19 protein-coding genes are annotated in these 21917 nt (G+C 59.3%); 8 read left to right on the top strand and 11 right to left on the bottom strand.

Going from position 1 to position 21917, the window contains the following annotated elements; all coding sequences use genetic code 11:
* Positions 1-64: 64 nt before the first annotated feature.
* From gyrB to dnaA, 6 genes are all read right to left on the bottom strand, one after another.
* The gene (gyrB, locus tag AC1MBU_RS02105; protein ID WP_404800710.1) at positions 65-2119 is read right to left on the bottom strand and encodes a DNA topoisomerase (ATP-hydrolyzing) subunit B; all 2055 of its coding nucleotides are present in this window, start codon (positions 2117-2119) and stop codon (positions 65-67) included.
* A 248-nt stretch (positions 2120-2367) separates the two neighbouring features.
* On the bottom strand, positions 2368-2925 hold the full coding sequence (locus AC1MBU_RS02100) for a DciA family protein (RefSeq protein WP_277358073.1): 558 nt from the start codon (positions 2923-2925) through the stop codon (positions 2368-2370).
* A gap of 25 nt (positions 2926-2950) precedes the next feature.
* Positions 2951-4132, bottom strand: a complete 1182-nt coding sequence (recF, locus tag AC1MBU_RS02095) for a DNA replication/repair protein RecF (RefSeq protein ID WP_479788307.1) — start codon at positions 4130-4132, stop codon at positions 2951-2953.
* Positions 4133-4149: 17 nt separating this feature from the next.
* The gene (gene gnd / locus AC1MBU_RS02090; protein WP_056545603.1) at positions 4150-5037 is read right to left on the bottom strand and encodes a phosphogluconate dehydrogenase (NAD(+)-dependent, decarboxylating); all 888 of its coding nucleotides are present in this window, start codon (positions 5035-5037) and stop codon (positions 4150-4152) included.
* Between the two features lie 41 nt (positions 5038-5078).
* Complete coding sequence (gene dnaN, locus AC1MBU_RS02085; protein ID WP_277358071.1) at positions 5079-6203, bottom strand: DNA polymerase III subunit beta; 1125 nt, start codon at positions 6201-6203, stop codon at positions 5079-5081.
* Between the two features lie 454 nt (positions 6204-6657).
* The gene (gene dnaA, locus AC1MBU_RS02080) at positions 6658-8061 is read right to left on the bottom strand and encodes a chromosomal replication initiator protein DnaA (protein WP_277358070.1); all 1404 of its coding nucleotides are present in this window, start codon (positions 8059-8061) and stop codon (positions 6658-6660) included.
* Positions 8062-8515: 454 nt separating this feature from the next.
* Here dnaA and rpmH point away from each other — a divergent pair, with 454 nt between their 5' ends.
* The 8 genes from rpmH (at position 8516) to AC1MBU_RS02040 (ending at position 14412) form a co-directional block, all read left to right on the top strand.
* Positions 8516-8653 (top strand): 50S ribosomal protein L34, encoded by a 138-nt coding sequence (gene rpmH, locus AC1MBU_RS02075; protein ID WP_022892375.1) that lies wholly within the window; start codon positions 8516-8518, stop codon positions 8651-8653.
* Positions 8654-8718: 65 nt separating this feature from the next.
* Positions 8719-9093 (top strand): ribonuclease P protein component, encoded by a 375-nt coding sequence (gene rnpA / locus AC1MBU_RS02070; protein ID WP_277358069.1) that lies wholly within the window; start codon positions 8719-8721, stop codon positions 9091-9093.
* The gene (gene yidD, locus AC1MBU_RS02065; RefSeq protein ID WP_346027786.1) at positions 9090-9443 is read left to right on the top strand and encodes a membrane protein insertion efficiency factor YidD; all 354 of its coding nucleotides are present in this window, start codon (positions 9090-9092) and stop codon (positions 9441-9443) included. Before rnpA ends, yidD begins: the two co-directional genes overlap by 4 nt.
* A 13-nt stretch (positions 9444-9456) precedes the next feature.
* Positions 9457-10419: a membrane protein insertase YidC gene (gene yidC, locus AC1MBU_RS02060; protein WP_056545587.1), complete on the top strand. Its 963-nt coding sequence runs from the start codon at positions 9457-9459 to the stop codon at positions 10417-10419.
* Positions 10416-10973: a Jag family protein gene (locus AC1MBU_RS02055; RefSeq protein ID WP_346027785.1), complete on the top strand. Its 558-nt coding sequence runs from the start codon at positions 10416-10418 to the stop codon at positions 10971-10973. The genes yidC and AC1MBU_RS02055 overlap by 4 nt, the downstream gene beginning before the upstream one ends.
* 34 nt (positions 10974-11007) lie before the next feature.
* Entirely contained in the window at positions 11008-11646 is a 639-nt protein-coding gene (rsmG, locus tag AC1MBU_RS02050; RefSeq protein ID WP_479788306.1) for a 16S rRNA (guanine(527)-N(7))-methyltransferase RsmG, read from the top strand.
* Between the two features lie 96 nt (positions 11647-11742).
* A complete protein-coding gene (locus AC1MBU_RS02045) occupies positions 11743-12852 on the top strand; it encodes a ParA family protein (protein ID WP_277358065.1) in 1110 nt (369 codons plus the stop codon).
* Positions 12853-12945: 93 nt separating this feature from the next.
* Positions 12946-14412, top strand: coding sequence for a ParB/RepB/Spo0J family partition protein (locus AC1MBU_RS02040; protein WP_479788305.1), 1467 nt, complete (start codon positions 12946-12948; stop codon positions 14410-14412).
* A gap of 1952 nt (positions 14413-16364) precedes the next feature.
* Here the strand turns inward: AC1MBU_RS02040 and trxA are convergent.
* The 5 genes from trxA to AC1MBU_RS02015 all read right to left on the bottom strand — a co-directional run bounded on the left by trxA (position 16365) and on the right by AC1MBU_RS02015 (position 21800).
* Positions 16365-16688 (bottom strand): thioredoxin, encoded by a 324-nt coding sequence (trxA, locus tag AC1MBU_RS02035; RefSeq protein WP_277358063.1) that lies wholly within the window; start codon positions 16686-16688, stop codon positions 16365-16367.
* Between the two features lie 21 nt (positions 16689-16709).
* Positions 16710-17744 carry a thioredoxin-disulfide reductase gene (gene trxB, locus AC1MBU_RS02030; RefSeq protein WP_277358062.1) on the bottom strand — a complete coding sequence of 345 codons (1035 nt, stop codon included), beginning with the start codon at positions 17742-17744 and terminating at the stop codon, positions 16710-16712.
* A 118-nt stretch (positions 17745-17862) separates the two neighbouring features.
* Positions 17863-19368 (bottom strand): ABC transporter substrate-binding protein, encoded by a 1506-nt coding sequence (locus tag AC1MBU_RS02025; RefSeq protein WP_479788304.1) that lies wholly within the window; start codon positions 19366-19368, stop codon positions 17863-17865.
* A gap of 82 nt (positions 19369-19450) precedes the next feature.
* Positions 19451-21178, bottom strand: a complete 1728-nt coding sequence (murJ, locus tag AC1MBU_RS02020) for a murein biosynthesis integral membrane protein MurJ (RefSeq protein ID WP_277358504.1) — start codon at positions 21176-21178, stop codon at positions 19451-19453.
* A gap of 91 nt (positions 21179-21269) precedes the next feature.
* A complete protein-coding gene (locus AC1MBU_RS02015) occupies positions 21270-21800 on the bottom strand; it encodes an NUDIX hydrolase (RefSeq protein ID WP_082565888.1) in 531 nt (176 codons plus the stop codon).
* Positions 21801-21917: the final 117 nt, after the last annotated feature.

Genomic DNA, 21917 nt, shown 5'->3' with positions numbered 1-21917 from the left:
GAATGCGTGTCAGGACCCGGGCCAGCAGATAGCTGCGTGCCCGGCCGGGGCTACTCAATGACGCTCAGATGTCGAGGAACCGTACGTCTTTCGCGTTCTGCTGGATGAAGTTGCGGCGAGACTCGACATCCTCACCCATCAGTACAGAGAAAATCTGGTCGGCTGCAGCGGCATCATCCATAGTGACCTGCAGCAAGGTGCGGTTGTCAGGATCCATCGTGGTGTCCCAGAGCTCGGTGTAGTCCATCTCGCCGAGGCCCTTGTAACGTTGGATCCCGTTTTCCTTGGGGAGACGCTGGTTATTGGCAAGGCCCATCTTGATGGTTTCATCCCGCTCGCGGTCGCTGTATACGTAGGAGTGCGCAGCGTTGGACCATTTGATGCGGTACAGGGGCGGCTGCGCCAGGTACACATACCCATTCTCGATGAGCGGCCGCATGTAGCGGAAAAGCAGCGTCAGCAACAGCGTGGTGATGTGCTGACCATCGACGTCGGCATCTGCCATCAGGACGATCTTGTGATAGCGGGCCTTCTCGACGTCGAAATCCTCACCGATGCCGGCTCCGAAGGCGGTGATCATCGCCTGGACTTCGGTGTTGCTCAGCGCACGGTCAAGCCGGGCACGCTCAACGTTCAGGATCTTTCCGCGCAACGGGAGGATTGCCTGCGTTTCCGGATTGCGACCGCGAACGGCCGAGCCACCTGCGGAATCTCCCTCGACAATGTAGATCTCAGACTTCGATGGGTCCTTCGACTGGCAGTCTTTGAGCTTGCCCGGCATCCCGCCGGATTCCAGCAGGCCCTTCCGCCGGGTGGACTCCCTTGCCTTGCGCGCAGCCAGCCGCGCCTGGGCTGCCTGAATGGACTTGCGGATGACATCGCGGGCAGGCCCGGGATTACGTTCGAGCCAGTCACCCAACTGGTCCGTGACCACGCGCTGCACAAATCCCTTGGCTTCCGAGTTGCCCAGCTTGGTCTTGGTCTGCCCTTCGAACTGTGGTTCGGACAGCTTGACCGAGATGACGGCGGTAAGCCCTTCACGGATGTCGTCACCCGTGAGGTTGTCATCCTTTTCCTTGATGATGTTCTTCTCACGCGCATAACGGTTGATCAACGATGTCATAGCTGCACGGAAACCCTCTTCGTGGGTTCCACCCTCGTGGGTGTTGATCGTATTCGCGTAGGTGTGAACGCTTTCGGAATACGCCGTTGTCCACTGCATTGCCACTTCGACGGCGATGGAGCGGTCCGAATCCTCAGTCTCGAACGCAATGACGTCCTCGTGGATGATGTCAACGCGTTTCGATGAGTTCAGGTGCTTGACGTAGTCCAGCAAGCCGTTCTCATAGAGGTACTCGACATGGCGGTGCTTGTTCTCTTCGGACTGTTCTGCCTCGGCGTGGGCGGCGTCCGTAATTTCCTCGGTCTCCACCTCAGGCACGCGCTCATCCACAAGGCTGATCCGCAGGCCTTTGTTCAGGAAGGCCATCTGCTGGAAACGCGCCCGCAACGTCTCGAAATCGAACTCAACCGACTCGAAGATTGAGGCATCCGGATAGAAAGTCTGCGTGGTACCGGTCTCGGTGGTCTCCGGACCCTTTTCGAGCTTTCCGACAGGTTTTCCACCATCCTCGAAGGACTGCCTCCAGACGTGGCCCTGACGCTTAATTTCCGTGTTGACACGGGAGGAAAGCGCATTCACAACCGAAATACCCACTCCATGGAGGCCACCGGATACGGCATATCCTCCACCGCCGAACTTCCCCCCTGCGTGCAGGATAGTCATGACTACTTCAACGGTGGGTTTGCCCTCGGTCGGGTGCATATCAACCGGAATACCGCGGCCATTGTCGATGACGCGGACGCCGCCGTCAGCAAGCAGCGCCACCTTGATGTGGTCGCAGTATCCCGCGAGTGCCTCATCCACAGAGTTATCCACAACCTCATAGACAAGGTGGTGCAGGCCGCGGGGACCAGTGGACCCGATATACATACCGGGCCGCTTTCGAACCGCTTCCAGCCCCTCAAGGACTGTGATGTCGCTTGCGCCGTAACCTTTGGGTGCGCCGGCGCCGGTTTCCGGCAGTCCGGCAGATTCCACTTCGTTGTCGTTAGCCACTGACGCTGTCGACTCCTCGTTGTCCTAATGTTGCCCAGTCTCAGAATGAAGGCATCCCAAAAGGAATGCCTGCACCTGTCATTCTACCGTGCAGTGGCCGACAACGGAGCCTCAATTGCCCCCTAACGGCGAATAAACAGCTATTTAAGCTCTCAGCGGGGGGTCTTGTGGGGGCGTATACGTCCGCTGGGGTCCGCTCGGCGCTGCACGCCGCTCATCAGCGGATCCGCAGATAACCGGTCAGCAGGTCACCCGTAGGTGTCCCTGGGACCTCTGCCGGGAACTGATCGGCCCCCTTTTCGCCAGGACGGAGCCGACGGCCCGACAATTTTCATGGCCGTCACAACACCTGTGCCCAGCTCGTGTTCGAAGCGGCGTAAAAGGTCAGGGCTGATCAGTCTGAGCTGCGTTGCCCAGGCGGTGGAGTCGCAGCGCACGAGAACCGTTGTTTCGTGGAAGCTTTCGGGAGTACAGTGGCTGGCGATTTCCTGCCCGACCAGTTCCGGCCACCGCGCCATGACCGACCCCACGGCTACCGGCGAATTCCAGCCTCGCTCACTAAGGAGCCGCCCGAATACGGCCCCGACTCCCTGCGGATCCCTACCGGTGTAGGACTCCTGACCTCTAGGATGATGAGCACCATTCCCAGTACGACGACGGCGGGCGGCCGGCGCGCGAAGATCACCACGCGCTGCAGACGCGTCACGGAGTCGGTTCAACAACAGCCGCGGTGCATCCTGGGCAGGTGTTTCCCCGGCATCATCCGCAAGGGGTGTGCCGGCGTCGTCATTGGGTTGTGCCTTCATAACACCCGGCGCTGCACGATTATCTTCAGGCCGGTACTTCACTGAAGCCCCCCGGTACTACCTCGAACTGGCGGCCTGCCAACGCAGCAGGTACATCCGCTCCAACCGCAGCGGTCACCAGTACCTGTTCAGCTCCGACCACCACAGAGGCCAACCGCTCTCGGCGATCAGTATCCAGTTCAGCAAACACATCGTCGAGAATCAGGACTGGCGTGGATCCCGGGGTCTGATCATCATCGGTCAGGAGGTAGTACGAACCGAGGCGGAGCGCAAGCGCCATCGACCAGGTTTCGCCGTGCGAGGCATACCCCTTGACCAGGGCACGACCGAGCATGAGCTCCACCTCGTCGCGGTGCGGCCCCACCAATGAGATACCACGCTCGGTTTCGCGGCGCCGCTGCTCCCTGATTGTCGTCAAAAACCGCTCAGTGATGTGTTCAATGGAGAGCGTGCCGAGGTCTTCGGCCGAAGAAGGTGCCTGGCCGTCGTCGTCATCGGAAACCGGACCGACCAGGGACGAACGGTAAGCGGCTGTTGCAACTTTCGAGCCGTCGGTCAGCTCGCGATAGGCCTTTTGGATATGCGGCAGAAGTCTGGTCAGAACGGCGAGTCGGGCATGGAGGAGTTGTGAACCAACCGCCGCAAGGTGCTGGTCCCACACTTCCAAAGTGGCCTCCTGCGCATCGGTCAGCCTGCGCCCCCGCAATGATTTGAGTAATGCGTTGCGCTGCTTCAAGACCCGTTCGTAGTCCGCTCGTGTGCCGGCATGATGCGGTACCAGCTGCACCATCAGTTCGTCCAGGAACCGGCGGCGGTTGGACGGATCTCCCTTGACGAGAGCGAGGTCTTCCGGTGCAAAGAGAACCGTACGCAGGATACCTGCGGCGTCCCGTGCCCGAACCGGGTTGGCCCGGTTGATACGGGCGCGATTGGCCCGCTCGCCGTTGATCTCCAGCTCCACACTCGTGGCTTGTGATCCGCGTACCAGGCGCCCACGGACCAACGCCCGCTCAGCGTCGAAGGCTATCAATGGTTTGTCGGAGCTCACCCGGTGGGACGAGAGGGACCCGAGGAAACCGATGGCTTCGACGATATTGGTCTTCCCGACGCCGTTTTGCCCGACGAACACCGTCACTCCTGGTTCCAGGGCGACCTCAAGCTGGGAATAACTACGGAAATCGGTCAGTGAGAGATGCTGGACGTACACCGTTGCTCAATCATTTTTCACTTGCGGGGAGGGCGTACGGCATGGCCGCCGAACTGGTTGCGCAGGGCCGCAACCATCTTCAGCGAGGGTGCATCCTCCTGCCGCGAGCTGAATCGGGCAAAGAGCGCAGCAGTGATGGCTGGTGCGGCCACTTCATTGGCAATAGCCTGCTCAACCGTCCACCGCCCTTCGCCTGAGTCCTCAACGTAAGCGCCAACCTGGGTGAGTTTCGGGTCTTCCTCGAGCGCCTTCACCAACAGGTCCAGTAGCCAGGACCGCACGACTGTACCCTTTTGCCATGCGCGGAACGTCCCGTGTACATCCTTGATGATGTCTTTTGCCTCGAGCAGTTCGTAGCCCTCGGCGTAAGCCTGCATCAGACCGTACTCAATCCCGTTATGCACCATTTTTGCGTAGTGTCCCGCACCGGTGTCTCCCACATGGACGAAGCTTTCTTCGCGGTCACCTTCCGGACGCAAGGCATCGAAGACCGGCATCACCCGTTCAACGTCCTCGGCAGCTCCGCCGACCATCAGCCCATATCCGTTCTCAAGGCCCCATACACCGCCGGAGACCCCACAATCAACAAAGGCAATGCCTTTGAGTGACAACTGCTCGCTGTGTTCCTGATCGGTACTGAACTTGGTATTGCCGCCATCAATCACGAGATCGCCCTCGGAGAGCTTCTCTCCCAACTCGGCAATCACCTGATCGGTAATCTTTCCAGCCGGGACCATGACCCAGACCACCCGTGGAGTGGGGATCGTAGCAATCAGTTCATCAAGACTTGCGACGTCGGATACATCCGGATTGCGGTCGTAACCGGAGACCTCAATGCCCTTGGAACGCAACCGTTCCCGCATGTTATGTCCCATTTTTCCGAGTCCGATTAGGCCGATGTGCAAAGTATCCTCCATGGGTTTCGGTGGGATAGACGGTCTCGCTGCTACTGGTTTGGCAACCTCACCGGCATCAACAAGTACCTGTAATCTTCCCGGTCAGCGCCGGTTGCCTCTTCCTGCGCCGAGATAACAGCGGGTTTGGGCGGGGTGGTGAAGGAGAACCGCACGAAGCGGCTGCTGAAGGCACCAAGACCTTCACTCAGGTAATGGGGGTTGAAGGCAACGGTAATGTCCTCGCCGTCCAGGGTAGCTTCGATGGCTTCGGATGCCTGCGCATCCTCACCCGTACCGGCGTCAAGTACCACCTGGCCCGCACTGAAAGCGAGGCGCACAGGCGTATTCCGCTCGGCCACCAAGGACACACGACGGACTGCTTCGACCAGCAAACTCGTCTCCACCGTTGCATGGATGGGTGTGCTGTCCGGGAATAGGGACCGGATTTTGGGGTAATCGCCGTCAACCAGCAAAGAGGTGGTTCGCCGGCCGCCACTTTCGAAGCCGATGAGTTCACTGTTGTCAGACAGCGCGATGTTGAGATCTCCGGATCCGCCCAGGGTCTTTGCCACTTCGCTCAGAGTCTTGGCTTTGACCAGGGCGCTGGTGGAGATTCCAGGATTCGTCGGTTTCCAGGAGAGTTCACGCAACGCCAGGCGATAACGGTCGGTGGCGAGGAAGGTGATCAGGTCTTCCTCGATTTCCATCCGTACACCGGTGAGGATGGGCAGTGTGTCATCCCTGCTGGCAGCGATGATGACCTGAGAAACGGCTTCGGCGAAAGCATCGCCGTCGACGACGCCGCTGACCTCCGGCAGCGCTGGAAGTTCGGGATACTCCGCTTCCGGCATCGTCGCCAGGTTGAAGCGGCTGTTACGGCAGGTCAGTGTGACCTTGGATCCGTCAGTCTCTACCTCAACCGGTGCGGACGGAAGGCTGCGGCAAATGTCAGCGAGTAACCGGCCGGACACGAGAATGGTGCCTTCTTCGGCTACATCAGCGGCAATTTCCAAACGAGCTGAGATTTCGTAGTCAAAGCTGGCCAAGCTGAGACTGCCTGCACCCGCCTTGATCAACAGTCCCGACAGCACCGGTACGGGAGGACGCGGTGACAAGGAACGCGCCGTCCATGTGACGGCCTCAGCCAGGACATCGCGCTCGACTCGGAATTTCACTGAAGGGTGCCGCCTTTCGCGAGGTACATGGGGGAAGCCACTCGGCCTCGACCTGTCCGACGATTCTTTGCGGGCGAAGGAGGAGGCGTGAGCAAGCGTCAACTCTACTGAGTCACAGCTTAGCGCGACACAGCGGACAGTCTTGCCGGATGGCCTGGAGGGGAAATGTTATTTGGAACAGATCGATGGATTAAGGATCAGTAGTGTTAACAACTCCTGTGGATACTGTGGATAACCTTCCCAGTACTGGCATTTCCGCGGATTCTCCCTGTGTACAGCATGTGAGCTGAAGACGGAGAAGTGCCAGGTGTGCTGTGCATGAGATAGCCGTAATTCAGCGGTCCACAGGCTTCCCTGGCGTTGTCCTCATTAACGTCCACGGGAATCCGGTAGTTATCCACAATTGTTTCCACAGATGTTAATTCACGCGCGGCTGAGGTATGTACCAAAGGTCCTATGAATCTTTCCGGTGGTGCTTTATCCGGTTGGTCAGTTCGGTCACCTGGTTGTAGATGGCCCGGCGTTCCGCCATGAGCTCGCGAATTTTGCGGTCAGCGTGGATGACAGTGGTGTGATCCCGTCCTCCCAGCTCTTGGCCTATTTTCGGTAGTGACATATCGGTCAGCTCACGGCACAGGTACATCGCAATCTGCCGTGCCGTGACCAGCGTGCGCGTTCGCGACTTGCTGCACAGGTCATCAAGAGTGATGTTGAAGTACTCAGCTGTCTGCGCCATGATCAGCGACGATGTAATTTCCTGGGCGCCGTCGTCACTGATCAAGTCCTTGAGCACGATCTCGGCCAGGTTCTTGTCCACCGCCTGGCGGTTCAGGCTGGCGAAGGCTGTTACGCGGATCAGCGCACCCTCGAGTTCACGGATGTTCGTGGAGATCTTCGACGCGATGTACTCAAGCACCTCATCGGGTGCGCTCATTCCTTCGCTGATTGCCTTCTTACGAAGGATGGCGATCCGGGTTTCCAGTTCCGGCGGCTGGATGTCAGTAAGGAGCCCCCACTCGAAGCGCGAACGCATCCGCTCCTCGAAGCCGGACAGCTGCTTGGGCGGAAGATCAGAGGTGATGACCACCTGCTTGCTGTGGTTGTGCAGGGCGTTGAAGGTGTGAAAGAACTCCTCCTGTGTACGGTCTTTGCCGGAGAGGAACTGAATGTCATCGATGAGCAGGATGTCGACGTTCCGATACGTCTGCTTGAAGCTTGTGCCTTCATCATCGCGAATTGAGTTGATGAAGTCGTTCGTGAATTCCTCGGAGTTTACGTAGCGAACCCGGATCCCTGTGTAGAGGTGGCGGGCGTAGTGGCCGATGGCGTGTAGCAGGTGAGTTTTACCCAGCCCGGAATCGCCGTAGATAAAGAGCGGATTGTACGCCTTGGCCGGCGCCTCGGCGACCGCCACTGCGGCCGCATGCGCAAACCGGTTCGATGAACCAATGACGAAGGTGTCGAAGATGTATTTAGGATTCAGTCGCCCGAACTCATGGGAGTTGCTCGGTGGAGTGGGCGATGGCGTCTGGTCCCGCGGCGCACTTTCCTCCGGAATCTCTTCCGGTTCTTCTTCAATGATCGGAGTGAGTTCCGGATCAATGACGAACGCGCACTGGATATCCTCTCGGAAAACGTCTTTTAGTGCGTCATTGAGCTGGCTCTTCAGCTGACTCTGCAAAACTTCGCGGGTCAGTTCATTCGGAACGGCCACCAGCAGGGTTGTCCCGATGAGTCCCTGTGCCTGCGCCAGCACCACGAACCCACGTTGACGTGGAGATATCCGCTCGTCCTGTTCCAGGGTTCGGATGACCTTGCGCCAGGAGCTTCCTACATCATTGATCTCGTCTGTACTCACTCGCGTCCTCAGTTGTCAGTTCTTTTGAGCCATCTTGACCCCGTAGCAGGGTCAGTAATCCACAGAGTTATGCACAGTACGTGGATAATTGCGCCACCCGGCAACAGTAGACGATGAAAAGTACAGAGGATAGCTGGGCCCGCGCCTGTGGATAAGGTAGTTCCCGCGAGTGCCCGTAGGGTGCAGGAGCGGCCGGTTGTCGGCAGTTGTCCACACGGTTCACAGGACGCCGCGCGCTGTGTCGAAGCCGGTCGGTTTGACCGCCTTGTGTTCGGTGCCCTAACGTTATGTAGTCCTTTATGTCTGCATTTTGCGTGCCTCCGTACGGCCAGCCAAGCGCTGAACAGTATGCTGTTGCCCGCCAACGCAGATGTACTACAACTTCATTGCGCCAGTCCGTTCTTCCCCCTTGTTGCAACGGCAGCGCATGCCAAGAACGTTCTGGAGTATCACAGTGAGCAAGCGGACCTTTCAGCCGAATAACCGCCGTCGTGCCAAGAAGCACGGCTTCCGCCTTCGCATGCGCACCCGCGCCGGCCGCGCCATCCTGTCTGCGCGCCGCGGCAAGGGACGCACCGAGCTTTCGGCCTAGCATCAGTCAATCCGTCCGCCGGTGTTGTCTCAACTGACAACGCCCTGACCGTCCCGGAGCTCCAGGTGCTTCCTATCGCCCACCGAGTTCGGACGGCCACAGATTTTTCACATACCGTTCGTTCCGGTACCCGTTCGGGGTGCCGGAACTTGGTGTTATATGCGGTCGGAACCGGAGCCGGTAGGCCTTCGCGTTTCGGTTTCATTGTGTCGAAAAGTGTGGGGAACGCGGTAACAAGGAACCTCGTTAAGAGGAGACTGAGAGAAGCAGCAGCGTCAGCGCTGGTGAAGCGACCGGTCGGAGTAGATGTTGTCGTACGTGCACTGCCTTCGGCGGCTTCGGCGGGTTGGCCCGAGCTCAGTTCCGATTTTGAACGATGCCTGGCATCGAGTGTGAAGCGGTTCAGCAAGGACGGCGGCAGAAAGGGAGACGGCAGATGACACGGGATCATTCGCCGTCCAAACTCTCCGGGCTGTTGTCGCTGCCACGTGTCATTCTTATCGGCATCCTTGTTGGCTACCGCCGCTTGATATCACCCCTCTATGGACCGGTATGCCGATTTTTCCCCTCCTGCTCGGCCTACGCACTTGAAGCTGTGACCGTCCATGGTGCTGGAAAGGGTTCATGGCTAGCTGCCAGGCGGCTCTGCCGGTGCCATCCCTGGAACGACGGCGGCGTGGACCACGTGCCGTCTGGTGGGCGACGCTTTGCACCCGGTGAGGAACCACAGATTGTAGTGCTGAATCACCCGGTGATTCCTGCAGACGAGGAAAGCCGCCCAGCGGCCTGAGGAGCAACAGATTATGGATTTCTTCGAAACGATTCTCCTGCCCTTCCGATGGCTGGTGTCTTGGGTCATGCAGGCTTTCCACGAGGGATTCACCTTCCTCGGGATGGACGCGGCGTCCGGCTGGACCTGGACGCTGTCCATTGTTGGCCTGGTTGTGGTCATCCGAGCCGCATTGATCCCCGTCTTCGTGAAGCAGATCAAGGCCCAGCGCGGGATGCAGGCGCTGCAGCCGGACCTTCGGAAGCTGCAGCAGAAATACAAGGGCAAGACGGATCAGCTTTCGCGTCAGGCAATGACGCAGGAGCAGATGGCACTGTACAAGAAGCATGGGACAAACCCGTTTGCTGCGTGTCTGCCGATCCTGATCCAAATGCCGTTCTTCTTCGCTTTGTTCACTGTTCTGAACGGTGTATCCACCGCAAGCGACAATGGTGAGGGTATCGGTGCTCTGACCGTCGACGATGTGCAGCAGTTCGATGCTGCCGAGATCTTCGGTGCGCCCCTCTCCTCCTCCCTGCTTCACGGGTTCGGTACTGAGGGACATACCTCAGTGGTGGTCCTTTCGATCATCATGATCCTTGCCATGACTGCCTCGCAGTTCATCACGCAGAAGCAGATCATGGCCAAGAACATGTCCGAAGAGGCCATGCAGAGTCCCTTCATGCGGCAGCAGAAGATCATGCTGTACATCCTTCCGCTGGTCTTCGGTATTGGTGGAATCAACTTTCCGATCGGTGTGCTCATCTACTGGACCACTACCAACCTCTGGACCATGGTTCAGCAGTTCTACGTGATCAGGCGGATGCCTACTCCGGGGTCCCCGGCGGCGAAGGCCCTGGCCGAGCGTCGCGCAAAGAAGGGACTGCCCATGGTTCCGTTGCTCGGCGAGAAGAAGAGTGAACCGGCAGTCGAAGTTGTTGCTCCACCCAAAGCTCAACGAGTACAGCCTCAGCGCAAGAACAGGAAACGCAAATGAGCACTGACAACATGCAGGAAGAATCTCTTCAGACAGTTGCTGGGGACGCCGGCGCCCAGGACGCAGGAGACCAAAATGAAGCGACCTCAGCGGAAGACGAGGGCGACGTCGCCGCGGACTACCTGGAGGAACTCCTGGACATAGCGGATCTAGACGGTGATATCGACATTGAGGTGCGAAATGGGCGCACCTACATCTCGATCGTGTCGGAAGAGAATGAAGCACGGGGACTTGAAGCTCTTGTCGGTCGGGATGGGGAGGTTCTTGAAGCACTCCAGGAACTGGCACGGCTCTCGGTGCTTACGTCGACGGAACACCGCTCACGTCTTGTTCTGGATATTGACGGATTTCGTGAGGCCCGTAACAAGGAGCTCCGCGAGATCGCCGAACAGGCAGTAAGTACGGTCAAGGAAGGCGGCACAGAGGTAGCTCTCGCGCCGATGTCTGCATACGAACGCAAAATCGTCCACGACATTGTTGCGGATCTGGGCATGGTCAGCGAGTCCGAGGGTGAGGGGTCACGGCGCCACATCGTAGTGTCAGCCGGATCCTGACATCCCGTCTGTCTTTCCCAAAGGAGGGATTGCCTTGACGATTGAGATCAGCACGAAGGAACTTCTTGCTGCGCGCACCATCTTCGGTGACGACCTTCCGCTTGCTGAGCGCTTCGTACACCACTTGGCTACGTCAGGGATCGAGCGAGGTCTTCTCGGACCTCGCGAGTTGCCGCGCTTGTGGGACAGGCATGTCCTTAACTGTGCGGTTGTCGGTGAACTGATTCCAGAGGCGTCTCGCGTTGCTGATGTCGGTAGTGGTGCCGGCTTGCCTGGGTTGGCTCTTGCCATCGCCAGACCGGATGCTGCATTCCTCCTGATTGAGCCCCTCGAACGAAGAGTGAACTGGCTTCGCGAGGTGACCGAGGATCTCGGCCTGAAGAACGTGGAGATTTTTCGCGGTCGCGCTGAGCAAGCTATCGGAAAGTCTGACGTAGATGTTGTTACAGCTCGCGCTGTGTCCGCGCTGTCCGGGCTCGCCTCGCTCACCATGCCACTCCTTAAGGGTCAGGGAGAGGTCCTCGCCATCAAGGGGCGAAGCGCGGGTGAAGAAGTAGAGAAGGCGGCGAAGATCATCCGCCGTTTGGGTGGAAAGTCGACGCGCGTTGAAACAGTGGGTGGCGATCTCCTTGATGAACCGACGACGGTAGTTCGTATCGTCGTCGAACGCTGATCTCGTCTCTAGAGGGAAGTTCCACCACACAAGGATTGCCTGCCGGGGTATGGGGCCTACACCCGATAACCTAGAGTGGAACACCCGGACCGGAAAGTGAGCAAAACGCTTGTGACGAAAGATTCTGCCATGCGACGCGAGCAGCCTACGTCGATGATGGGTTCGTCCTTGGCAATCACTATCGCCGATATTCAACCCGAAGTGTTTTCGAACCCGACAAACACCGGCATCGTTTCACGTGAAACGGGCCGCACGGGCGGGACAAGTGATTCAAGTCAGGCCACCAGCGTGAAATCTAACGGAAGTACCAGGAACGTCATGGATGTTCTCGACGACAGCACCCCTTTGGCGCGTGAGCTTGCGTCGGAGAACCGGCGACGCGAGAAGCTACTGGGGCGCTCTTTGCCTCGGCCGGCCGAGACGCGTGTGCTTACCGTCAGCAATCAAAAGGGCGGCGTCGGCAAGACGACCACAACAGTGAATCTCGCGGCAGGTCTCGCCTCCTCCGGCTTGAACGTTCTTGTTATCGACATCGATCCGCAAGGAAACGCCTCTACCGCTCTGGGCATTGAGCATCATGCCGAAGTGGACAGCATTTACGATGTCCTGATCGATGACCTTCCACTGTCGAGTGTGGTGGCACCGTGCCCAGATGTTCCAAACCTGATCTGCGCGCCCGCGACAATTCACTTGGCCGGCGCTGAAATTGAGCTCGTCTCGCTGGTGGCTCGTGAGCAGCGGCTGCGGCGTGCCATCGATCTGTATGCGAAAGAGCGTGCGGAGAATGGTGAGGACCGTTTGGATTTCATCTTCATCGACTGCCCGCCAAGTCTCGGTTTATTGACCGTCAATGCTTTTGTAGCGGCTCGTGAAGTCCTTATACCCATCCAGTGCGAGTACTACGCTCTAGAGGGTTTGAGCCAGCTTCTGAAGAACATCGAGATGATCCAGAAGCACCTCAATGCTGATCTGGTTGTGTCTACGATCCTTCTCACCATGTACGACGGCCGAACTAATCTGGCCGCGCAGGTGGCTGCCGAGGTTCGCGAGCACTTCCCCCACCAGGTCTTAAAAGCGGTTGTTCCCCGTTCAGTGCGGATATCAGAGGCTCCCAGCTACCAGCAGACAGTACTTACCTATGACCCATCTTCGAGTGGTGCACTGTCCTATTTAGAAGCGGCTGCTGAAATAGCGGAACGCTCCTAGAGCGCCTGCGCTGTATAGCGCGTCCCCCACAGTAGACTGAACGCGTTATCAATCGCTGCAGTTTGTCTGCTCTCCTTTGAGAGGAACCGTTTCATGCCTGAGAAGCGTAGGGGTCTAGGTCGAGGACTTGGCGCGCTCATACCGAGCAGCGCAGAACAACAGGATGGAAACGCAGGCAGTACTAGCACGAGGGTCACTGAGCGCGGGCGTCCAGTTGACCTCTTCTTCCCCACCGGCGCATCTAATGGCGCCGGTGATCGCTCAAGTGATGGCGGAGAGCGGGATGAGCCGTCGAAGTCGTCTACGCGATCGTCGATTAACAAGGAGGCGCTGACCGCGCCCTCGAAGCGACAGACCGGACGTAACCAGGCAGGGCTCAAGAAGCAACCGCCGAATAGGGCAGCAAAAGCCAAGCCGGAACCCACTGGTCAAGGCACTGTTGCAACACCGGTTGATTCGGCGATTGATGATCAGAAGACAGACCAGAGCGGCATCACGGCGGAGCCTGCTCTGGATGCAGCGGGTTTGCAGACAAGCCCTGGCGACGCGACCACCTTGGCGGCATCTGACGCAGTTGAGTTGCAGCGCCCGGCCGCGAAGGAACCTTCCCCTGTGTCCCGAGTTGAAGGGGCGTCGCCGGGCTCCGAAGCCGAGCCGGGCGAGGATAAGACGGGTATCGTCGACGCCGGAACCGATACCGCTGATGACGTTTCACCCGATGACGTTTCACGTGAAACGCTTCGCGAGGTGCCGGGAGCCCGTTTCGCCGAACTCCCGATTGACTCCATTCACCCTAACCGGAAGCAGCCCCGTAACGTCTTCGACGAAGACGAGATGGCTGAGCTGGTGCACTCTGTCCGTGAAATTGGTGTGCTGCAACCGGTAGTGGTTCGTGTCTCCCCTGAGGGCGGAGAACAGAACTACGAGCTAGTGATGGGCGAGCGTCGTTGGCGAGCATCAAAAGAGGCCGGCCTTGAAACCGTTCCAGCAATCATCCGCGACACCACGGACGATGATCTTCTCCGGGATGCCCTTCTGGAAAACCTGCACCGTAGTCAACTCAATCCACTTGAGGAAGCTGCTGCGTACCAACAGCTTCTCGAGGACTTCGGATGTTCTCAAGAGGAGCTGGCGGTGCGCATCGGGCGTTCCCGACCGCAGATCTCGAACACATTGCGGCTGATGAAACTGCCACCGCTCGTGCAGCGCCGCCTGGCAGCTGGCGTGCTCAGTGCTGGGCACGCGAGGGCGCTTCTCGGACTGTCCGATCCAGCTGAGATGGAGAAGCTGGCACAACGGATCGTCGCTGAGGGTCTATCCGTCCGGTCCACAGAAGAGATCGTTGCCATGAGTGACGGTCTGCGCCGGCCATCGAAGCCAAGTAGCCCGCGAGTTGGCGCGCGACATGAGCGCCTCGATTACCTTGCTACCTCGCTTTCCGATCGGTTGGACACCAGTGTCAAGATCACACTGGGCGCAAAAAAGGGACGGGTGAGTATTGAGTTCGCGAGTGTTGACGACCTGAACCGAATCATGGGGGTACTCGCACCGACTCCATAGTGGGAAGGTGCGGTCAATAGGTTCTGAAAAGGCGCCGTATACGTGGAAGTTTCACGTGAAACGGCGTCTTTCCGTGGTCAAATCGGTGCTGCCGAGGACGGGTCGTTTACAGTTGCGAAGACCGCTCGGGCCGGATCTGCGGTTCCACCTGCGCTGAAAGTCTAATCAGGGGTTGATGACTTCGCGCTGCATCGGACGGTCCGCCCAAATCGTCGCCGGATACAGGGGCGAATCACGCCGAGACCACACAACCTCGATCGACGCGTTGAATGTTATATCGCTACCTGGGTTGGGTCGCGTTTGGTATTGAATGATCCCTGAGTTGGCAAACTTGGTCTCAAGGTGAAACCGGGGTTTGAAACAGAGGCGTGTCTACCGAACTCACCCAGTTGCTGATCGTACCGCTCGCACCCTTGCGCCATGGGCCAGTTGACGGCTGCGTGGCTGATGGCACCGGATACGACGGCGGAGGAAAGTGTCACGCGGAATTCCGAGCACTCGTGGCGAGCCTCTGCATTGTAAGAAATTGCTCGTGCAGGAGTGCCAATGAATGAACGGTTTCACGTGAAACACCGGTACACCGGAATGCCATCTCGGTGAGCGGCTGTTGCGAAGGGCGGGCGACCCGAGGGCGACGGGCGGGCGACAGGCACGGGCACTAGGCGGTCGGCGTCATTAACGAGTTGCCGAATGGCTTAACCGATTGAATTGTTCAGCGGCGGTACTGGTGCGTGTTGCCGTTGATTCAGGCTACGGGCGGGCAGATTCCAGCTTTATGCTGTCGGAGCAAGCCGTTTCACGTGAAACACACGATACTACTGACCGGATGCAATGTGACGATGCGCTATGCGACTCCGGTTGTGGCCATGTCGCGCGTTGCCATGTGCCCTGGCTCCTCGCCAACCGTTCTTTTTTATTACTCACTCGCTTCAGGGAAAGTAAACCGTAGCCCAATTGGTATTAGTGTCTGCGTATGATTGTCTGCGGGCGCTTCAGAAGTATCGCCGAAGACAACGTTGCTGGAGGCTGAGGCGGGTCGTTTCGTGCAGTCTGCGCTCGGGGACCCCAATGACCACCACGGCGCCCACGTCCCGTATTGCCGTCTAGCCTTTGAAGATCTGTAGCTTGCAAACCGGCACGACCCCGTCGCTACACGTTTGGAGTCCCAGTTTCACGTGAAACTCGACCGAATGAGTGCCTGCGTGACGCTGTTGGGAGCTAGGCCTGGTACTGCCTGGATCCGTTCCGAAGGACGGGCAGCTCGATTGAGCGCGAAGCTCTGGGGCAGCAAGCCTAACGAAGGCCGGCCCCGGATAGCTCCTCGGGATCGAGCTGCCACCGACGCGCGAGCGGGGCTAAGTTGCGATGGGTTGTCGATGGTCCGGCTTCATGAACTAGGAAGTCCGAAGGTTTCACGTGAAACCTCCGGTTCCCCTATCTGAGCTGGCTGGTGATGCCGGCGGGTGTGGTATTGGACGGACGTTAGCCCCCGTGAACAGAGTCGGCATCTGCGATGAGAGCACCGATTCCCTTGGGCTTTTGGTGGGTCTCCTTGTAAGTACCTGACCGCTCGCCCGTTCCACGTGAAACCTACCGGCCAGCATCGGGCGAATAGCCCGTCTTTGCGCGGGACTACCGCTGACATCCAGGACGCTCAGGAGATAGAGGACCTGTCGGACAAATCCTCGGGCCAGCGTCTGCTATCGGTGCACAGCAGACCGGGGGGCGGGATGCGAATTGCCGTGAGCCGTTGGCTGAGTTGAAGTTGTAGTGGCCCGCGGCCAAACACACTCCCGCTATTAAAGCTCCGTGCGCATTGAGATTGTGTCCCACGTGAAACATTGATCTCGTGGACATCAGCGTCTGGAAACTATCGGGAGGTTGCACCGCGATTTCATGCATGAAAAAGCCGGGGCCCGATTGGGCGGCCCGGCTTCTTCTGATCCGCGTTCTTAGAGGAACTGTGCAAACTCCTGTTCCAACACCTGCTTTGGCTTGGCACCGATTGAGGTAGCCGCCACTTCCCCGTCCTGGAAGACGTACACAGCGGGAATTGACGTGATCCCGTACTTCGCCGCCGTGGCAGGGTTGTCATCAACATTCAGCTTCACGACATCGATCTTGTCGGCGTGCTCTGAAGCGATGTCATCAAGGATTGGCGATAGTTTACGGCAGGGGCCACACCACTCAGCCCAGAAATCAACCATTACGGGTTTCGAAGCGTTGAGTACGTCGGCTTCGAACGAACTGTCAGTAACTTCCTTTGCATCGCTCATATCTCTACTCCTTTTCGAGGGTTATACGGAAGCGGTCTCGGAGACTTCTTCTGCTACCGGTGTCGGTACTTCAGCGGCTGTCTGCACAGTGTCTCCCAGATCAGCGAGGTAGTGCTCGACATCGATGGCAGCAACACAGCCGGAACCGGACGCCGTGATGGCCTGACGGTACGTCGGGTCAATGACGTCACCGGCTGCAAACACACCGGGCAAGGAGGTCTTGGATGTCCGCCCGAGAACGGCAATGGTTCCTTCACCTGTCAGCTTGAGCTGATCTTTGACCAGGTCGATCCGAGGGTCGTTGCCGATCGCCACAAACACTCCAGTGACAGCTAGTTCCCGGGAGGAATCGTCGACGGTGCTCGCGAGCGTCAGACCGGTCACCTTGTCGGTGCCATGGATAGCTGCCACTTCCGCGTTCCACTCGAAGCGGATCTTCTCGTGAGCCAGTGCGCGGTCCTGCATGATTCGTGACGCGCGGAGGGAATCACGCCTGTGGACCACCGTAACCGAACGGGCGAACTTGGTCAGGAAGAGTGCCTCCTCCATAGCTGAGTCACCTCCGCCGATAACGGCAATGTCCTGGTCCTTGAAGAAGAACCCGTCACAAGTGGCGCACCAGCTGACTCCGTGACCGGAAAGCCGCTTCTCATCTTCGAGGCCGAGTTCGCGGTAAGCGGATCCGGTGGAGATGATGACCGCACGAGCCCTGAACGTCTCACCGGTGCCGATGGTAACGGCTTTGACGTCTCCAGAGAGGTCTACCGACGTCACATCTTCAAAAAGGATCTCAGTTCCAAAGCGCGCTGCCTGCTTCTCGAAGTTCTCCATGAGGTCAGGGCCCATGACACCGTCGGGGAATCCCGGGTAATTCTCGACGTCAGTCGTATTCATCAACTCGCCGCCAGCGGTCACCGAGCTGGCGATCAGCAGCGGTGAAAGATTGGCCCTTGCTGTGTAGACCGCGGCGGTGTATCCAGCGGGACCGGACCCTACGATGATGACGTCGCGGATATCGCTTGGCGAATTGCTGCCGTTGTCTGTCTCAGTGCTCACGGGTTTGATGAACCTTTCTATCGGTGAGAGCGATTCGAACCTTCAGTCCAGTCGCGATCATTTGCAATAACGACAGGTCAACTGCCGTTATTCCGTGTCCCGGGCAGAGGGGTAGTCGCTAGGAGATGTTGATCTCGGCGATACGCATTCCCCATGGGTACTGTGCCTGAACGTTGGAAAGCCTGGGGAGCTGAGTGAAATTTACGATCACATACTGCGCTGTGGCAGGAGCACCATCGACCTGCGGCACATTGAACGTCACCGACGGTCCGGTGAAGCCCGACTGCGCCACCTGGGTAGCGCCCTCAAGTGTCGGCTCATCATTCAGCAATACACTGAAGCTGCCGCCCGAGCTGTTCAGTTGTTCAATCTGAATTTCCGAGATGCTGGATGGCTCTTCCAGTTCCACCACGAGCGCAAGGTTCTGAGCGAGCCCGCCGAAGGTTTCGTTTGCGTAGACGAGGCTGCCCCAGAAGCTTGCAGGGTTATCGTCGATGATTGCCCCGAGGTCACCGTCGGTCTGGGAGTTGAGCTCGGGATTATCCGGCACCAGGCGAGTGACGCTTGTGGCGACCGGGGGTACCAGCTCCGGTGTCGGTGTTGCAGAGCCTGAGGCGGACGGAGAGGGAGCCGCGCTGTCCGTGGGTTCGACGGCACTCTCCGTCGTTGCGCTCTCGTTGGCGACAGGCGGGTCGAAGATGGGCCGCAATTGGGTGACAGCGAGGACGACCGCACCGACAATTACAAGAGCGAGGACAATACCCACGAGCAGGCGCGTGAAGCGGGGATTGTTCTCGCGATCTTCATCCTCGTCGTAATCCTCGTACGGGCCGTCGTCGTCATACTGGCTACCGGCAGCGGTAGCTCCGCCCGCAGCAGCGGCGGGGAAACGCGACGCCGGCCGCTGGGATGATGATCGGTCTTCCGGGCGGTCGTAATCGTCTTCGGACCAGGCCGAGACTTTCGCCCGCTCGTTCCGCTCGTCAGCCGGGATAGCCCGGGGAGGGGCGCTCGGTGGCGGTGGAACACTCGCATTGCCTCCGACGGGGCGGGATGCCGAGATGTCCTGCGGTGCAGTGCCTGGATCTGCCTGTCCGGACGCGGCGGCAGCACCCGCAGCAGCTCCGCCGGCGGCGCCGGCCGCAGACCCGCGGCCGAAACGGGGCATCCGCGCCTTCGGGAGGCGTGCCGGCCGCCGTTCCGGCTCGTGGTGATAGTCGTCGTCGTCCTCGTGGGTTTCCGGCTCCGTGGAACGGGCAACACCGAAGATTTCCGAACCGAGGGTGTCTGTGAAGAACGGTTCGATATAGGGGGCATCCTGCTGGATCACAAGGTCCAGGAGGTCAGCCGCCGGTGCGCGGTTGGTGACAAGGTAGGTGCCGGCGTCGGTGATTCCGAGATCAAGAACCTGGATATTACCGGACCGCTCACCCGTGGCGACTTCGCGGGCGCTCGTGGCAACCTGACCGGCGTTGGAAGGCGATGCCACCAGGATGCTGACCGGCCGATTGAGCACCTGGTCCACGCCATCGAGCACCAGGTCCTTCTCAGCAGAGGCGAGGACGTAAGCGGTGACCTTGTACCGGCCGCCCAGTACTGAGCCGACGTCTACTGCTTCTGGCACGTGTTCCTCCCGGATGTGGATACTTTGTACCAATGCTACCGGCCACTTCCGGGCAGATAGTGCGCACGCGCGGGGCCACCGCTTACCGGCGTGCGAAGCGGGATAGGAGCGGAGCGAGGAAGTCGCTCAGTTCGGTGATCCGCAGGACTTTCAGCATGCCGATGTAGACCCCTGCCATCAGCGGTCCGGCAACCAGCAAAACGACGACGGCGCTTCCCACCGACTGCCAGACGAACCCGTCCGGCTGGTAGGCACCGAAAAACCACAACAGCCCGGCGCCGAAAGCCGCGGCGATGAGGCCCGCAACGGTCAGCCGGACGTGCACGTCGTAAATATGCCCAGCTCCGTATCCGCCGATTTTCCGGACCAGAAACACATGACTGACGACGACGGCCACAATATTGCCGAGGGTGAAGCTGAGAGCCAGCATGGGAACGATGAGAGCCGGCTCGAACAGACTGGCGGTGAGGGCCAGTGCAACCCCGGTGACCGAGAGGATGAGCTGGATTTTCAGCGGGGTGATGGCGTCTTCCGCCGCGTAGAAAACCCGGTTGAGGAAGAAATTGGCGCTGAGGAAGGGCGCGCCGACCGCCAGCAGCGTGATGATCAGTGCGTTGAGTGCGCCGCCGGCACGGATACCACCGGAGAAGACCATGCCAAGCGGCGCGGCCAGGGCCAGTAGCGCTGCTGCACCGAAAACGGTGGCCACGCCGATGGTCCGCATGCCCAGGGACAGTGTTTCCTTGGTGGTTTCCACATCACCCTGCGAGTGCGCGGCCGCTAGACGATTGAACATGACGGTTGCCAGCGATAGCGCAATCACGGAGTGCGGCAGAACATAGACCAGCGACCCGATGTCCAGGTTGGTCAGACCGGCAATGTAGACGTCGTCGGGCAGGTCGGTTCGAGCTTCTGTGGCGATCGTGGCCACCCACTGGTTGATCATGTAGAGACCGTTGCCGATCAGCATGGTCACGATCGTGATGGAAGCCAGCCGTCCTGTCTTGCCGAGCCCGACGCCGCGCCACCCGAACCTGGGACGAAGGCCGAGGTGCAATCGGCGCAGCGGGACGATGAGGACCACCGCCTGGATGACGATGCCGAGGGTGGTGCCGCCGGCCAGCAGCAACGTATGGGTGGGAGTCCACGTATCGGGGGTATGGCCAGTGGTCCGTTCGGCGCCCAGCATCACGATGAAGGCAATGAGGAAACCGATCGAGACGATGTTATTGACCACTGGAGCCCACATGTACGGGCCGAAGGAGCCGTTGGCGTTAAGCACCTGGCCAATGATCGAGTAAAGCCCGTAGAAGAAGATCTGTGGCAGGCACCAATAGGCAAAGACCGTAGTGAGGGCCAGCGCGTCACCGGACACATTGGTGAGCAGGTCCGCCAGGAACGGCGCAGCGAGCGTAATCAGCACCGTAAGAATGAACAGGACGATGACCGAGAGCGTCATCAGGCGGCTTACGAAGTCCGAACCGCGGTCCTCCTGCTGGCTCGCCCGGATGATTTGCGGCACGAGCACTGCGTTGAACACACCGCCGGCAACCATCAGGAAGATGTAGGTCGGCAGGTTGTTGGCAGCAGGAAACAGGTCGGACACCGCGCCGGCCGTGCCGATCGCCGTGGCGAGAAGAGCGACACGGACGAGGCCGAGGATACGCGAAACGAGGGTACCCGCCGCCATGATTGCGCTGGAACGTGCTGTTGTATCAGTGGGCGGAACGTTGCCCGCGGGAGTGGGACGGCGACTGGGCACCACGCCCGCATCCTGGACCGGTATTGAGGCGGTGTTGGTATCAGACATCGTGACTTATCGTCTCACCATTGGCGGCCGATTCCGGTAACCGCGGTCCACGCAGCAAGCCCGTAATCGCCACGGTATGACGGGCACCGGCTCAGAGGTACTGCGGCAGGACCTCTCGGGCGAGGTCGGCGATACGCCGCTCGTTAGGGAAGGAGAGCTTGCGGCCGAGGTCTGCGAGCGGAACCCATGCGACGTCGACGGCCTCGTGATCGGGATCATTCTCGATGGTCAGATGCCCGCCCGTAGAGATAAGGAGAAAGTGGTGGACCGTCTTGTGGACGCGGTGACCGCTGACAGTGAACCAGTAGTCAATACTGCCGAGCGCTGCGAGGACGCGGCCGCAGATGCCGGTTTCCTCCTCGATCTCCCTTACTGCTGCCTGTTCGTTGTTTTCCTGGTTCTCCGGATGTCCCTTGGGCAAACACCACTCAAGCCGTCCACCGCGGTTCAGCCTCGCGATGATTGCTACGTTGAGCAGGTCCGTAGAGGTGTCGACGACGATTCCGCCGGCCGACACTTCCTCCACCGTGGGGAGGGACTGATGAATTAAAGGCGCGCCTGTTCGGCCCATTGACGCTGTCAATGGGGTGCGCTTTGGTGCGCTCGGAACGGGACGGTCCATGATCCCACTCTAACTACCTTTGCTGGGGGATGATGACCGCGCGGGCGGCTCCCCGCCAGCATGCAGGACGGTCGGCGTGTTGCCGTGCCGATGGTTCCACCGGCGACCCTTTAGCGC

The organism is Arthrobacter sp. PTI12 (genome assembly GCF_056679915.1).
This window is presented reverse-complemented; position numbering and strand designations above follow the sequence as displayed.